Origin of the sequence: Microbacterium jejuense (assembly GCF_039544225.1) — a bacterium.
GTDB lineage: Bacteria > Actinomycetota > Actinomycetes > Actinomycetales > Microbacteriaceae > Microbacterium > Microbacterium jejuense.
Genome location: NZ_BAABLG010000002.1, coordinates 85,690 through 100,235 on the forward strand (window position 1 = coordinate 85,690; position 14,546 = coordinate 100,235).

Below are 14,546 nucleotides of genomic sequence, written 5' to 3' on the forward strand. Positions count from 1 at the left end.
AGAGAAAGAAAATGAGCGAGAAGCTTCAGCTCCTGAACCACGTCCAGGCGATCAACTGGAACCGCATCCAGGACGACAAGGACCTCGAGGTGTGGAACCGCCTCGTGAACAACTTCTGGCTGCCCGAGAAGGTGCCGCTGTCGAACGACATCCAGTCGTGGAACACGCTCACCCCCGAGGAGCAGACCCTCACGATGCGCGTGTTCACGGGCCTGACCCTGCTCGACACGATCCAGGGAACGGTGGGTGCGGTCTCGCTCATCCCCGACGCGATCACGCCGCACGAAGAGGCCGTGTACACCAACATCGCGTTCATGGAGTCGGTGCACGCCAAGTCGTACTCATCGATCTTCTCGACGCTGTGCTCGACGAAGGAGATCGACGAGGCGTTCCGCTGGTCGGTCGAGAACGAGAACCTTCAGAAGAAGGCTCAGATCGTCATGGAGTACTACCGCGGCGACGAGCCCCTCAAGCGCAAGGTCGCCTCGACCCTGCTCGAGTCGTTCCTGTTCTACTCGGGCTTCTACCTGCCGATGCACTGGTCGTCGCGCGCGAAGCTCACGAACACGGCCGACCTCATCCGCCTCATCATCCGCGACGAGGCCGTGCACGGCTACTACATCGGCTACAAGTTCCAGCGCGGACTGGAGACGATGGATCAGGCCAAGCGCGACGAGATCAAGGACTACACGTTCTCGCTGCTGTACGAGCTCTACGACAACGAGGTGCAGTACACGCAGGACCTCTACGACGGCGTCGGCCTCACCGAGGACGTCAAGAAGTTCCTGCACTACAACGCCAACAAGGCCCTCATGAACCTGGGCTACGAGGCGATGTTCCCCTCGACCGTCACCGACGTGAACCCGGCGATCCTGTCGGCCCTGTCGCCGAACGCCGACGAGAACCACGACTTCTTCTCGGGGTCGGGCTCGTCATACGTCATCGGCAAGGCCGAGGCGACCGAGGACGAGGACTGGGACTTCTGACCTCCCGATTCTGACTCCGGCCCGAAACGGCCGGTGAGAGGCCCGGATGCGCAGGACTCTGCGGATTCGGGCCTCTCTCGTGCCTTCTCTCAAGAGACAGAGGAGGACAGGAATGAACAGGATTGGCCATTCGGAGTGGCACGGGGGTGGCACGCACCCACCTCTTTGGGGAGAGCGGGGTGGCTCAGCAGCCGGAATTCGGATTCGCCGTGCCATCGGGCGCGTGCCACAGCGTGCCACATCGTGTATTGCGCCGCGGGAGAAATCCCCGATCAGAAGGTGTTCGTTGGTGCCCGAGACACGGAGTGGCACGGAGTGGCACGCCTGTCCACGTGAGTCCGCTCCTGACCAGGGGAGGGCATGATGCGTTCTGCGCGAGCGACAGAGACGGCGTCGGTCCGGCGAGAGGCGTGGGGGAGCCTGCGCAAGCTCCCGTCGGGTCGCTGGCAGGCGCGATATCCCGCCCCCGACGGGGAGACCTACACCGCGCGCACCGAGGACGACAAGCCGCTGACTTTCCTCACGAAGACCGACGCGCGCTCGTGGCTCGCCAGCGTGCACACGAAGATCGCGCGCCATGAGTGGGAGCAGCCGGCCGAACTTGCGGCGCGGCGGCGCGCAGAGGCGGATGCGGAGCGCGCTCGCTCGATCGGCTTCACGGAGTACGCGAATCGCTGGATCGCCCAGATCCGTGTCGAACCCAACCGCAGCGGAAAGCGCCGGGCCGTAGGGACCATCCGCGCGTACAAAAGCAAGGTCGACGGCTACCTGATTCCGGAGTTCGGCAACACGCCCGTGCGCGACATCGACAAGGGCCGAATCCGGGAGATGACCGACCGGCTCGACAGCATCCCGTCTCCGCTGAACCCAAGATCCAAGTTCAACGGAATCACTCGGCCTGTTCTCATCGTCCTCATGATGATTCTTCGCCAGGCAGCGCGCGACGGGATCATCGCCGCGGCACCGGCAATCTCCGTTCCGAAGCAGGAGTCGGTACGGCGAAGCGAGGACAACGACGAGGGTGAGTTCGTTGCCACGCCACGCCAGGTCGAGGCGTTGTTCGACGCGACACCGACACCATGGGCGATGATGGTGCTGCTCGCTGCGTGGTGCCAACTGCGGCGCGGCGAGTGCTTGGGGTTGCAACGGCGTGATGTCGAATGGCACCCCGACGGCAGCGCCACACTGCACGTGCGCCGCCAGCTGAATGCGAACACGGGTGACTACTCGAACGAGCTGAAGAGCGCTGCCGGTCGAAGATCGCTCAGCATCCCGAAGCTCATGCTGCGTCGACTCGAGGCGCACCTCCGAGACAACGTCGCACCCGAGGCGAAGGCGCCACTCATTCCCGGCAGTGCGCGCAGCAGCATGCCACTGTCGAACACGCGATGGGGCTTCATCTGGGCGGATGTTCGCGAGGGGATCGACGGGCTGCCGCCACGATTCCGTTTCCACGATCTACGTCACACGGGACTCACGATTTTCGCTCGGGAGGGCGCGACGCTTGCGGAGCTGATGCGCCGCGGCGGTCACGCCGACATCCGTGTCGTGCTGCGGTATCAGCACGCCACGCTGGAACGGGATCGCGAGCTCGCTGACCGCATGAGCGATCGAGTCGCAGCCGCGCTTGCGAGCGATGCCGGCACGGCATCCGAGCCGCGGGACGTGCGTGCTCACCTATGAGATGAGAGCGTTACGCGAGAGGGGCAATCGAGATGACCACCTACAATTCGGTCGACCGCACAGCGCGATCGCTGGTGTCTCTTGCGGTCGCTGCCGAGAGGTTCGGCATCTCCATCAAGACGCTTCGCCGACGAATCTCGGACGGAACCGTGCACGGGTATCGCGTTGGTCGGCTCATCCGCGTCGACCTCGACGAACTCAGCGAGCACCTGGCCGTCGAGATTCCGACGATGCGCTGATCTGAGTCAGGTCTCGCCACTTCAGCCGTGCTCGGATCCGCTTGGGTCTGAGCACGGTCGAGGTCGATAGGGCGTGCACCGCGCACCTTCCTGGCATGAGCGATCGTGAGCGGGCTGACGCCGTCCTCGAGCACGTGGCTGTGCTCGCCTTCCTGTACTACCCGGGCATCGAGGCGGATGATCCGAGCTACAGCCTCGACGAGGACATCGAATGGTGTCTCGTGCGGCTCGGTGACGTCTCCGACGCCGAACGGGGCCGGATGAGTGCACTCTTCGCGCGTGCGATCACCGACCCCACCGCGACACGCGAGGAGCTGTTCACCGCGCTCGTCGAGCTCGACGACGTGCTCGCCGTGGACCACCATGAATGACGCGCACGCGAGCGACGACGAGCGCGCAGCGCGCCTGGCCGCACAGCGGAAGGCGTGGAACGACGCGCACCCGAGCTACTACGCCGAGTACCGGGAACGGAATCGCGAAGACATCCGTCGCAAGAACCGCGACCGTGAACGCCAGCGGACGCAGCGTGCGCGAGAGGAGAAAGCTCAGCGCCAGAAGGGAATCGATCGCGCCAAAGCGTGGGCCAAGGAGCACCCGGAGGAGCGTCAGCAGGCACGGGAGCGGTACAAGCAGAAGCACCCAGACGCGTACAAGCAGGCTCAGCGTGACTACTACTACCGGAACCGCGACGCGATCGCCGAACGCCGCCGCGCCAGTGAAGCCGCAGACCCGGAGAAGGCGAACGAGGCCCGCCGCCGCGCCGTCGACCGTGCCAGGGCCGCCGGCCGCGACTCGACATGGTCACCCACCACCGCTCAGCGTGCGACGTACCGTGATCGCGAGAACAAGGCGAGGCGCCTCGCGCGTCGCCAGGCACGCGCCGGGCTCCCTGAGCGGCAGCTGCACCGCGTGCACGCTCCGGAGCGACGCCACAACGAAGCCGCAGCAACCGCCTTCTTCGCGAAGAAGCGCAGCGGTGTGGATGTCGCCCGAATCCGAGAGCAGGATGAACCGACTCCCCCCGAACTGGTGCATGCGCTGCACGAGCGTTCGGAGAACCGTCGTGTCGTCCGGGAGATCCTCGCGATCGCCGAGGAATACTTCGCCGACCATGAGATTGAGCTGCGCGCCCGTGTCGCAGAGGTCTCCCGGGCACGTTTCCGAGGCGGGATGTTGCCTCTCGACGTCTACACGGAGCCGCGCCGCCACGCGCTCGAGTTCGCCAGCCGCGGCTACCTCCGTGCCAGTGCTGCGTCCCCGACTTCGTCGCTGACGATCTTTCGCTGGCTCACGACCGACCTCGTCAAAAGGGAACCCGACATCACGCTCTGACACGTTCCTCTTCCGCGCACCGCACGAGGGTGGGACCGATGCGCGCAATCGCGATTGCTCAGCATGCTGTGCGGGCTCAGCGGTGTTCGAGCGCGAGTTTCGCGCCGAAGCCGATGAGCGGTGCCGGCGCTCCGATCGGTGATGCGGAGGGCGCGGGGGAGGCGCGCCACCGCCGAGCGTGGTTCGCCTCGACGATGACCACTGCGATCCATGTCGCGCACGTGTCGTCGCGCATTCGCGCGGTGGGGATGGCTACCCCTACGATGAGCGAATGACCGAGCCCGAGGCGAGCGCGAAGCGTATCCGTCTTACGGGCTCGAGATTCGACGGAGGACGCCTGCCCGTCGACTACCTCATCGAACTCGAGCGGTACCAGAACGCGATCCGCAGCTTCGCTGAGCACGAGTGGCTACGTGATCACCCCGGCGAGTCCCTCCCCGCAGACTTCCGCGACTCCGTGAGCCTGGTGATCGAGGACATTGAAGACGGCAGCGCGGAGATCGTCCTCGTATTCGAGCAGACAGCCATCCACCAGGAGTACCGCGAACAAGCTCAGGACGCGATCGACTCGACAATCGAGGCTGCCTACCAGGGCACGACCCTTCCTGAACTTCCAGACGACGTCGAAGACGAGGTTCGAGGGACGATCGCGGAGCTCGGCTCGACACTGCAGGTTGGCCAGTCGATGGTGCTGTACTCGGCTGACGCTGACGAGCCGCCCGTCACCATCACCATCGACACCCGCCCTGCAGCAGCGGGCCGACTGATCCTCCAGGACTTCCTCAGCGAGCCGCCGCTCACGGCCGCCTCGGGGGTGACGCACGAGGAGACGAGCATGGTCGCCCGCGTGACCGTCGTTGACGCGGAGCGAAAGCGATTCGAGCTCAACAGCGAGAAGTACGGCCGCATCCTCGGGCGCTACGCCGGCAACCCGGAGATCCTCGACTCTCTCCGCGAGGTCGTTAACTCGACGAGCGATGGGCCGCTCACCCGAATCTATGGCGACCTACGGTCCAAAGATGGCGAACCGTGGGGCTTCTGGACCACGTCGCGAATCGAACGCATCGAGTTCGATGACACTGCCTGGGGACGAGCACTCACCAGCTTCGTCACACTGCCGTCCGGATGGGCGGACGGCAGGGGCGAGCAGATCTCGTCGATCGCGCTCGACGCTGCACAGCAGCTGCTCCGCCAGGTCGACGTGCAGATTCGCCCACCGTCTCTCGCACCGACTGAAGAGGGCGGGGTGCTCCTGGAGTGGATCACGCCTAGCGGGATCCGCTCAGTTGAGATCCTCGAGGACGGCCTTTTCGAACTCTTCTCGATGCGAACCGGCGAGCGCCGCGGCACGCAGACTGAGACTCGCAACCTGAAGGACGCTGTCCGCTTCGCGAAGGAGGACGAGACGTGACGGCGCCGAACGTGACGCTCCACGAGGGCGAGAGCCTTATCGACGATCGCGAGGAGCTCCTGTATCGGCAGATCCTTGAGTGGATGGTGCCTGACGGTGCGATCCTCACGCACGTCTTTGGCCCGTCGACGGCCGACCAGGGAAAGCCGTCGTACTCTCGATCCAGCGTGGTTTCTGCGCAGGATGCGCGGGACTGGCACAACGAGCCCGGAAACGGCAACAGCAAGTCGACGGGGGTGTGGGCAGTCAGCGTCGACGAGGTGTTCGAGGCCGAAACGTTCGCGATCGACGACGCGGCCGCACCGCTCGAAGAAGACCGCGCGCGTGCGCCGGGGCACTGCTACGTCGACTATCGGCAGATGACCAAGGTTGACATTAAGTCGGTCCGGTTCCTCCTGTATCAGCGGGCAATGGCCCGCGGCGAGATCACCACCACGGCCAGGCCGAACGACGGCGAGCTCTTCGTCGACCTGCCCGAGTCCACCCAATAGTCGTCGTAGGCGTGCGTTTGCAAGACCACGAGGGGCACCTCTGGGGCACGAGCCCGTTCAGCTAGGCGTTCGAAGGTCGGTCCTCCAGCGAGCGCGGCCGCGGAGAGTCTACTCGCGACCGCCGCCCCCATCCGCGATGAAGGCGTCCTCCACGGCTCTCCGTCGCGCGACATCCTCGACGACGAAGCTGCGGAAGTCGGCCGCCCGATCGTGAATCGGCGCTTCGGCGATCGTGGGCGCAGCGTCTTCTCCAGGCCACGCGGTCTGACGCGTCGCCCGGTCGCGGTCGAGACGCGAGCCGGACGCAGCCACCCAGTCGTGAAGACGTTCGCGTACGGCGGCGAAGTCTTGGTGCCATCCCAGGGGTGCGGACCCGTGCTGCTGTTCGTCGTAGGCGCAGAGCCAGTGGAGGTGCAGGGCTGATAGCTCCCAGACGAGCTCAGGGTGACGATGCCACAGCGGCGGAATGACCGATGGACCGAGCCCATATGTCCTGCGGAGCCAGTTCACCCATCTGTCAAGCTCGACCCACTCGAACGCGGCTTGGTCGGATGTGAGGATGTTCCAGTTCACCGGGCGTGGGATCGAAGGAAGTCCTTCGGGCTCGGTGTCCGGCTCGTCGGGCGCGGGTGGGTCGAATTGGTAGCCCGGGATGTGGAGGGGCTCATCCGCAGTCATCGCTCGGCCTCAGAGGCCCACGGGTCGCACCGCGGGCTTGGTCGTGGCGGGTGTCGAGGGTGCCAGCGGCGGGAGGGTGCGGCCCCGCTGCAGGGTGTAGTTCGTGCGGGCCGAGTCGTGGCCGAGGCGTTTCGCGACGAACTCTTCGGTCTCGACCGTTTCGCCGTCGCGCTGTCGTGACGACGTGTGGGTGTAACCCTCGGCGATGAAGGCGTCGCCCTTGTTGAACATGGCGTAGGCGCGTTCGGCGTTGCGGCGGAACATCACGAGGTCGTGGTACGTCGTCTCGGTCTGTGTGAAGGAGCCGTCTTCGTTGCGCTCGTAGTGTTCCTGCCCGATGCGTGCCCAGAAGCGGGCCTCGCCCTTCGCGTTGAAAGCGAGTTGAGGCTCCGAGGCGAGGAAGCCGGAGAGTGATTGCTGGGTGTGGATGGTCATCGGATGCTCCTACCGAGAAGGCCGCGGGTCGGCCGTCACCAAGGAGGTGCGTTCGCTATCCCCGCCGCAGCCGCTCTTCGACACACGCGCGGTCATCGCGCAGCGTTGCGCCGTCGGGTCGCGACGTCCACTCGCGCAGCTGCGTGACGATCGGCGGCGCGGCCCTCAGCATGAGCAGGGCGGTGCCGTACGGCAGGGTTCGGATCACGTCGGGCGGCATGATCGGAACCCGTCGTGTCGAGCGTTGGATGGAGCGGAGCCCGCGTTCGCCGACCGTGACGGAGTCGGTGATCTCATCGCGGTCGCCGATCAGGGTGGAGATGTCCTGGAGATCGCGGGATCCGGATGCTCCGCCCAGCACGATCTTGGCGATGCTCGCATCCCAGATCGCTGTCGCCGCGTTGTCGCCCCAGCGCTGCCGTGCCTGCGCGAGGGACTGCAACACCGGCATCGTCGTGATCCCGGTGCCTCCGCCTTCCGCCATCAGTACCGGCAGGGAAGGTAGCGGCGCGAGGTTGCCGATCTCGTCAAGCGCCAGGAGAACGGGCGGGTCCAGTCGCGCGCCAGGGGAGCGGGCGGCGATCCGTCGAGCGGTCTCGACGAGGTCCTCGACCAGCGCGGCCACCAGCGAGGAGGAGGCGCCCGCGCCGGCGCCCGTCGCCAGGAGGTACAGCGTGCCGTTGTGGCGGAGGAAGGCTTCTGGATCGAAGTGCTCGTCCTCGCCCGGGCTGACCGCGTCGAGAACACGTGGGTCGGCAAGTGCGGCGAGGGCGAGGGACACTCCTTGCCAGATGGAGTCCCGTGTTCGAGGGTCAGCGTCGATCATCGCCTCGAGTGACTCCGCCCAGCCTGTTGCCGCGGCCGGGTTGCTCGTGAGTATCGCGACGGCTTCCTGTGCCGCGGTCGGGTCGAGGGTCCAACGGTAGAGCTCAGCTGGCGAGCGGCCGTCGAGCGCGGCCGCATGAAGGAGCGCCTGTAGCGCGGTGCGCGTCTTTCCCTCCCAGAAGCCGCCGTTCTCCACCCCGACGCTTGAGAGACCGGTACCAGCTGCAAGCCCTGTGGCTCGGATCATCGCCGTGAGCGGGATCTCGCACCCCCGCACCGGCGACCACCGCAGTCCTGCCGGAACTCCGGCGGCGAGTTGTTGCGGATCGAACACAGCAATGGGGCCGTGCTTCATCCGCGCTCGAATCGTCGTGGTGAGGTTGTCTGGGCGGGTGGAGGTCGTGACGACCGCTCCCGGGGCGTCGAGGATCGCGTTGATGACGATGTGCGCCCCTTTCCCTGACCGCGGTGGGCCGATGACGAGGATGGAGTCTTCGACCGAGGTCCAGACTTTCGACCCTCGTGCCACGCCGACGAGGTATCCGACGTCGCTGGGCTGCGGGTTGGTGAGCGACGCGCGCAGGTGGGCGGCTCGGGAGAGGAGCGCGCGATCGGATGCTGCGCGCCGCACGTCTGCCGAGGAGGCGATCCCTGCGATGCGGTTGGGATCGGAGAGAGCATGGCGATTCAGGCTGCGGAGGACTCGCCACACCCACCACGCGGCAACGGCGACGAGCGCCACAAACAGAACCACGGCGGCCCAGTAGACGATCGGATTGAGTCCGACGGAGCCGAGTGCGTTCCCGGGGTCTGCGGGCGATCCGAACACCCCGAGTCCGGACGCGAGACCACCGGTCGGTTGCGCCGCACCGGTGACTAACGCGGCGACGTTGCCGGATATACGAAGAACCCCGGCGATCGCGATGACCCCGCCCAACCCGAGGAGAGCGAGGTTGGCGAGTCCGTCGCGACCTGAGACATCCAGGCCCGGGCTGCCGGTCACGTCGGGTCTCCGATGACGCAGGTGCCCGAGATCCGCCCCACGAGCACAACCTCACCGGTCACGCTGACCTGGCAGATCCCCGGTTCCAGGAGTGCTCGCGCGGAACCATCCGCGGCTGCCTTCGTGTGTCGCACGATGATCGCGACGGCGACGTCCTCTCCGGGGATGAAGCCATCGTCGCCGAGCACGACTCGCGGCGGCGCGATAAACGGCGCGGCGTCGATGAGGGCGTCGGCGCCGTGCACCGGACCTACCGGTGACTCCTCTCGCTGCGGCGGCGGTGCGGTCGGGTCAAGTTCCCGTTGCAGCGGTCGGGTGATGAGGTCGCTGAAGACGGTGCCGTCGGCTTCGTAGACGAGTACTCGCACCGGTGAGCCCCGGTCTTCCAGCACGGAGTCGATGACGGCTGCGAACGAGGAGCGCACCCACGGCGGACTGAATCGGGGCGGCTCGAGCGGCGTACCGTCGATGGTGACGGTCATGGTTCCGTCGGTCGCGATCGTCATCGCGATCACCGGAAGGACCGGCGGCAGGCGGCGTTCCTCTGGCGCCTTCCGCGCCGCTAGCGTTCTGCTCATTTCACGCCCTCCGTCATTCGGCTGGTGGTATCGAAGGCCGCGAGTTCTGCGGGATGCAGCTGGTGTTGCACCACGAAGCTGCGGTCCTTGATCCGCCACAGACCTTGTCCCGTCCCCAATCCCGGCAGCAGACTCTGCTCGGTTCCGGTGAGCCCGAGCGCACTCGCGGTAGCACCGAGCTGGTCGGCTTCCTGGCGGTAGATGATCCGGGTCTCGGCGTTCGCAAGCAGCGAGGACGCGATCGCTCGCATGGCGGAGCCCTGGTCGCCGACGTTGTCGAGGTCGGAGAGCTTGTGGAAGACCAGGAGATTGGCGATGCCATAGTGGCGGGCGAGTCGCCATTGGGCATCCATCCGCCGCAGCAGAGCCGGGTGCGACATCAGACGCCAGGCCTCGTCGTAGATGACCCATCGCTGCCCACCGTGCGGGTCGAGGAGGGCCGACTCCATCCACGCTGAGGAGCACGTCATCAGCACGGAGACGAGCGTTGTGTTCTCGGCGACCCGGGAGAGGTCCAGCGAGATCATCGGAAGGCTCGGATCGAACGTGACCGTGCTGGGGCCGTCGAAGAGCCCGGCGAGGTCGCCGGCGACGAGTCGGCGGAGAGCGTGCCCGACCACACGGCCGTCTTCCACCAGTCGATCGTCGGCCCGGTGAGACTCGTCGGGTGAGAGGATCCGTTCGACGACCATCGGCAGGATCGGTGTCTCGCACGACCGGACCGTGTCGGCGAGCGCGAGATCGATTGCGGTGTGCTCGAGCGGGCTCAGCGGGCGCTCAAGGACCGTCTCAGTGAGCGCGCCGATCAGGTCGCGGCGACGGGAGGCGACCTGTCCGGCCCAACTCTCATCGGAGAGACCCGCCGGCCGGTGCCCCTCGTCGAGCGGATTGAGGCGATTCGACATGCCGTGTCCGAGCACGATCGCCTGACCGCCGACGGCTTCCGCGACGGCGGTGTGCTCTCCCTTGGGGTCGCCGGGCACGTAGACCCGGCGACCGAACGGAATGGATCTCGTGTAGAGACTCTTGACGAGCGAGGACTTGCCGGAGCCGACGATCCCCGCGAGCACGATGTTCGGGGCGGTGATCATCCCGCGCGAGTAGAGCACCCACGGGTCGTAGACGAAGGACGCGCCCGAGTAGAGGTCTTGCCCGACGAAGACTCCTTGGGAGCCGAGTCCGCCTTCGGCGAGGAAAGGGTACGCGCCGGCGAGCGTCGCGCTCGTGTCCTGATGGCGGGGGAGACGGAGACGACCGGGCGTGCGCAGCGCCGCGGGCCGGGATTCGCCGGATGCGGGCAGATAGGTGGCTGCCCGTTGCTCGGCCCGGAGTGCCTCCCACTCGGCTCGCTGAGCCGCCGTTGCGGCCGCTCGTGAGTCGGCGGTGAGTCGCTGTGACGCCGCCCTTCTGGCGCGGCGGTCCTTCCTTCGTTCCCCCGCAGGGTCGACAAGCACCGCACTGTGAACTCTCTGGTCGTCGCGCGCGTTCATAGCGACATCCCGCTTCGTCGAGGGCGTGTCGTCACCGCGCGGGGGAACGACGAACGTCCTGTGGCCCGTTGGAAGGAATCGTCGGCATCGATCCGCGGAGCGATCGACTCGGTCAGCGGTATCAGGGCGGCCGGAGTGTCGGTCCCCCACGCAATGCGTCCCGAGTGCACGGATGCCTGATCCACGGCGAGGCCGGCTCGTGCGACAAGCGTCGAAGCCCGGCGCAGAGCACTCGCGGCAGCGTGTGCCTCCTCAATGCCGGCCCACGGGTCGCCATCGTCCGTGCGGGCGATCGCGGTCTCACTGGTATGCGCCGAGGCCAGCTGTTCAAGGACCTGTTCGAGCGATCTCAGTCCGCCGAGCACGTCTCCGACTACGGCGTAGGTCTGTGCCGGCTGGTCGAACGAGCGTGTGGCGTGCGCGAGGGCGCGCAGCGCCTGGCATGCTTCCTCGCCATCCACGACGGGATCCTGAAAAGTGGGCATGATGCTTCCCTTGCTGCGGAGTCTCTGAAGAGGTGCGCGTGAGGTCCCCGGGGAGGTTCGCCGTCATCGTTGCGCCAAGGCGGGTCAGATGCTTCGGCAGAGGGGGAGGGCTGCGGCAGCGAACGACTGCGCCTGTTGCCCCACAAGCCGTCGCGTCTCGCAGGCTGCCTGCACGGCAGCTTGCTCGATCGCAGCGACCGCAGCATCGAGCTCGTCGGCCGTCGGCGCGGACACCGCGACGAGGCCGGTGTAGCGCAGCACCCCGTGCCCCGCGGTGAGGTCTGACTCCTGCTGGATGACGTCGTTGTACTCGGCCGTGCGAGCGGCATCCTCGATCTGACCGATCTTCGCGCGCTGCGTCGCGTCGGAAAGGAGCCCCACCTTCTTCCTCCGGATGTCGCGTGCCGCGAGATCGGCGCGAACGGGGGTGCAGATGAGTGTGAGCGTGCGTTGGATGCCTGAGGTCAGGAGCAAAGGGGAGAGGAAGCCGGGGAACACCTGCGATCGCGGCCACTCCGAGATCCAGAGGACGGTGTGATGGGCGGAATCGGTGCGCAGCCGATCCCAGGTCTCGGTGACGGCAACAGGGCCCGCGGTCGCGAGTGATCGGCCGATATCACCATGGCGCTCGAGGGCGGGCGCGACCGCAGGGTCATAAGCCGATCGGAGGGCTACGGCCACCTCGCCCGGAGTCAACCACTCCGTCGGTGCGAGGTCGGCGGCACGCAGGGCGGCGGCGAAGGTGGTCATCTCCTGCCGGAGGACGCTCGCAGCGCCTTTCATCCCGCCTCCGGCCGCTCGTATCTGTCGTGCTGCCGCGCGCGTATCGAGTGCGAGAGAGATTGTGGTCGCGTGCCGCTCGCCTGCAGGCCCGGCGCGCTCGATGAGCTCCCTGTACGTCACTGCCGGCCAACTACCGTCGTCGATTCCGTGTCGGGACCACCACTCCGCGAGCCCGCTTCCTGAACTGGGGATGGTGCGCTCGGAGATCTGCACTCGGGCGATGCGGCCGGATCGGCATACGGTCGCGAGCACACGGCCCCAGCCGGCGACCCGTCGTTCCTGTTCGCCGCTGTCGAGAAGGACGAACGCGGGATGGGTGATGTTGACGACGGCGGTCAGAGTCTGGGCATGCGGATCCTGGATCATCGCGGCGCCCGTTTCCGGATCCGCCCACTCGCGCAGCGCCGCGGCGTCTCCAGGGAGCGCGAGTGTGCCAGCCGGGCGCGGCCGCACGACATCAGCTCGGAACCGAAGCTGGCCGCCGATGCTTCGCCACACCCAGCGAACCCCGATGGGAACCCACTCGATGAGCTTTCGTCCGCCGAGGGGGACGAACGAGAGCACCAGGCTAGTCGCCCAGACCGGCGAGGTCAGGCCGAAGAGGATGCCGCCGCCCATGTACACCGCGGTAGTGAATGCGACAAGTCCGATGGCGAGAGTCAGCACCTGCGCCAGCGAGAGACCGAGCAGCACGCCGCGCTTGGGGAGCCGCGAGAACTGAACCGGCCCGAGCTGATGCGCACGGTGAGAGTTGGTGGTCGTCATGCGGGTGTCCTTTCGCGCGGAGCGGGAAGCGGCGGCGGGGGAGTAGCTGCGGGCCTCGGTCGAGGAGCGCCAAGCGCGCCAGGTTGGGCGCCCGTCGGCGCCGGCAGCTCCGCGGGCGCGGCACCTTCGGCGTGCCCTGACGCTGCGGCGCCGGTTGCGCTGCCGAGCTTGGGACCGGCGGTCGCTGCCTTGCTGACCACCTGCCCCCCGATGACGACCGCGGCGGCGGGGCCGGCGGCCGCCGCAGCGCCCGCACCCGCAGCGCCAACCCCGGACGCTCCTGCGCCGGTGGATCCTGCCCCCGCTGCAGCGGACGCTCCACCAGCGCCCGACGCGGCACCCGACGTCGCTGTCGAACCCGCTCCCGCGTCCTTTGCGGCGCCGGCGCCGTCAAGGATCGACTTCGCCGATCTTGCGGTGGCAGGGGTCACCGGTACCGGCACGGGACGGTTCATCGCGCTCTTCGCCTCCTGTTCCGTCGACATGGCGTGGTACATGTCGACGCCCACGAACGAGATGAACTTGTAGGTCATGTAGGGGGCGAAGGCCGCCACGAGCATGAGGACGACTCCGGCGACCGGGTCGCTGATCGATGCGAGGTCGAGATCGATCGGGGCGGCTGTCTGGTTGACAGCGACGAGGAAGAGGACGACGAGGACGAGCTTGGAGAAGACGAGCGCGACGACGAACGCCACCCATTTTCCGAACCAGCCGCGCGCGGCATCCCAGGAGAATCCCGCGAGGGCGATCGGGGCGAACACGATCGCCACGAGCAGCAGGGCCTTCCGGATGAGCAGGGAGAACCACACGATCGCTGTTGCGGCGATCGCGAGGCCGGCGAGGAAGATCGTCATGATCGCGCCGACGCCAGGCGTCGTGATGTTTATCGCCATCAGCCCTGCCGCCATCAAGGCGATCCCGTCGCCCATGCTCTCCATCGTGTTCCCGGTCGCCTGGACGATGCCGATCGCCAACCGGTCGGTGATCTCCAGCAGCGTCGCGGTGAGCGTGATCGCGACGAATGATCCGAGGACCGACTTGCCGAGCCCCACCGCGGCGTGGGATAGGGCGGTCGGATCCCGATGCACCAGCCCGGTGATCAGTTGCAGGCAGAAGAAGACGAGCATGACGAACAGCGCGACGCCGAAGAGCAGGTTGTAGACCTGGACGTACTGTCCGCCCGTCACGTCGACGAGGGTTGTTGTGTCGAAGACCGCCCACACCGCCTCGAAGAACCACCCCGCGGCGGCACCGAGCGTGTGCGCGAGCCAGTCGAACGGCGCGGCGACGAGCGACACGACACCTGTGCCGACGTTCTGGCACACGTCGGCGATGGCCGGGATGTCGCATACTCCACCCACG

Annotated in this window: 15 protein-coding genes; 7 read left to right on the forward strand and 8 right to left on the reverse strand. The window is 67.0% G+C overall.

From position 1 onward, the window contains the following. Positions 1–11: 11 nt before the first annotated feature. From nrdF to ABEA46_RS02800, 7 genes are all read left to right on the forward strand, one after another. Positions 12–986, forward strand: coding sequence for a class 1b ribonucleoside-diphosphate reductase subunit beta (gene nrdF, locus ABEA46_RS02770; RefSeq protein WP_345542824.1), 975 nt, complete (start codon positions 12–14; stop codon positions 984–986). 360 nt (positions 987–1,346) lie between these two features. Beyond that, positions 1,347–2,669, forward strand: coding sequence for a tyrosine-type recombinase/integrase (locus tag ABEA46_RS02775; RefSeq protein WP_345542825.1), 1,323 nt, complete (start codon positions 1,347–1,349; stop codon positions 2,667–2,669). A gap of 32 nt (positions 2,670–2,701) precedes the next feature. Further along, complete coding sequence (locus tag ABEA46_RS02780; protein WP_345542826.1) at positions 2,702–2,908, forward strand: helix-turn-helix domain-containing protein; 207 nt, start codon at positions 2,702–2,704, stop codon at positions 2,906–2,908. 95 nt (positions 2,909–3,003) lie between these two features. Continuing rightward, complete coding sequence (locus tag ABEA46_RS02785) at positions 3,004–3,279, forward strand: hypothetical protein (RefSeq protein WP_345542827.1); 276 nt, start codon at positions 3,004–3,006, stop codon at positions 3,277–3,279. Then, complete coding sequence (locus ABEA46_RS02790; protein ID WP_345542828.1) at positions 3,272–4,240, forward strand: hypothetical protein; 969 nt, start codon at positions 3,272–3,274, stop codon at positions 4,238–4,240. Before ABEA46_RS02785 ends, ABEA46_RS02790 begins: the two co-directional genes overlap by 8 nt. Positions 4,241–4,511: 271 nt before the next feature. Beyond that, on the forward strand, positions 4,512–5,651 hold the full coding sequence (locus tag ABEA46_RS02795; protein WP_345542830.1) for a hypothetical protein: 1,140 nt from the start codon (positions 4,512–4,514) through the stop codon (positions 5,649–5,651). After that, positions 5,648–6,142 carry a hypothetical protein gene (locus tag ABEA46_RS02800; protein ID WP_345542831.1) on the forward strand — a complete coding sequence of 165 codons (495 nt, stop codon included), beginning with the start codon at positions 5,648–5,650 and terminating at the stop codon, positions 6,140–6,142. The genes ABEA46_RS02795 and ABEA46_RS02800 overlap by 4 nt, the downstream gene beginning before the upstream one ends. A 108-nt stretch (positions 6,143–6,250) precedes the next feature. Here ABEA46_RS02800 and ABEA46_RS02805 read toward each other — a convergent pair whose 3' ends face one another. From ABEA46_RS02805 to ABEA46_RS02840, 8 genes are all read right to left on the reverse strand, one after another. After that, positions 6,251–6,820 carry a hypothetical protein gene (locus ABEA46_RS02805; RefSeq protein ID WP_345542832.1) on the reverse strand — a complete coding sequence of 190 codons (570 nt, stop codon included), beginning with the start codon at positions 6,818–6,820 and terminating at the stop codon, positions 6,251–6,253. A gap of 9 nt (positions 6,821–6,829) precedes the next feature. After that, on the reverse strand, positions 6,830–7,255 hold the full coding sequence (locus ABEA46_RS02810) for a single-stranded DNA-binding protein (RefSeq protein ID WP_345542833.1): 426 nt from the start codon (positions 7,253–7,255) through the stop codon (positions 6,830–6,832). 55 nt (positions 7,256–7,310) lie between these two features. Beyond that, on the reverse strand, positions 7,311–9,083 hold the full coding sequence (locus tag ABEA46_RS02815) for a type IV secretory system conjugative DNA transfer family protein (protein WP_345542834.1): 1,773 nt from the start codon (positions 9,081–9,083) through the stop codon (positions 7,311–7,313). Next, positions 9,080–9,589: a hypothetical protein gene (locus ABEA46_RS02820; RefSeq protein WP_345542835.1), complete on the reverse strand. Its 510-nt coding sequence runs from the start codon at positions 9,587–9,589 to the stop codon at positions 9,080–9,082. Before ABEA46_RS02820 ends, ABEA46_RS02815 begins: the two co-directional genes overlap by 4 nt. A gap of 68 nt (positions 9,590–9,657) precedes the next feature. Beyond that, positions 9,658–11,151, reverse strand: coding sequence for an ATP-binding protein (locus ABEA46_RS02825; protein ID WP_345542836.1), 1,494 nt, complete (start codon positions 11,149–11,151; stop codon positions 9,658–9,660). Further along, on the reverse strand, positions 11,148–11,636 hold the full coding sequence (locus ABEA46_RS02830) for a hypothetical protein (RefSeq protein ID WP_345542837.1): 489 nt from the start codon (positions 11,634–11,636) through the stop codon (positions 11,148–11,150). The genes ABEA46_RS02825 and ABEA46_RS02830 overlap by 4 nt, the downstream gene beginning before the upstream one ends. 84 nt (positions 11,637–11,720) lie before the next feature. Further along, positions 11,721–13,184 carry an SCO6880 family protein gene (locus ABEA46_RS02835; RefSeq protein WP_345542838.1) on the reverse strand — a complete coding sequence of 488 codons (1,464 nt, stop codon included), beginning with the start codon at positions 13,182–13,184 and terminating at the stop codon, positions 11,721–11,723. Beyond that, on the reverse strand, positions 13,181–14,545 hold the full coding sequence (locus ABEA46_RS02840) for a conjugal transfer protein TrbL (RefSeq protein ID WP_345542839.1): 1,365 nt from the start codon (positions 14,543–14,545) through the stop codon (positions 13,181–13,183). The genes ABEA46_RS02835 and ABEA46_RS02840 overlap by 4 nt, the downstream gene beginning before the upstream one ends. Position 14,546 lies beyond the last annotated feature (1 nt).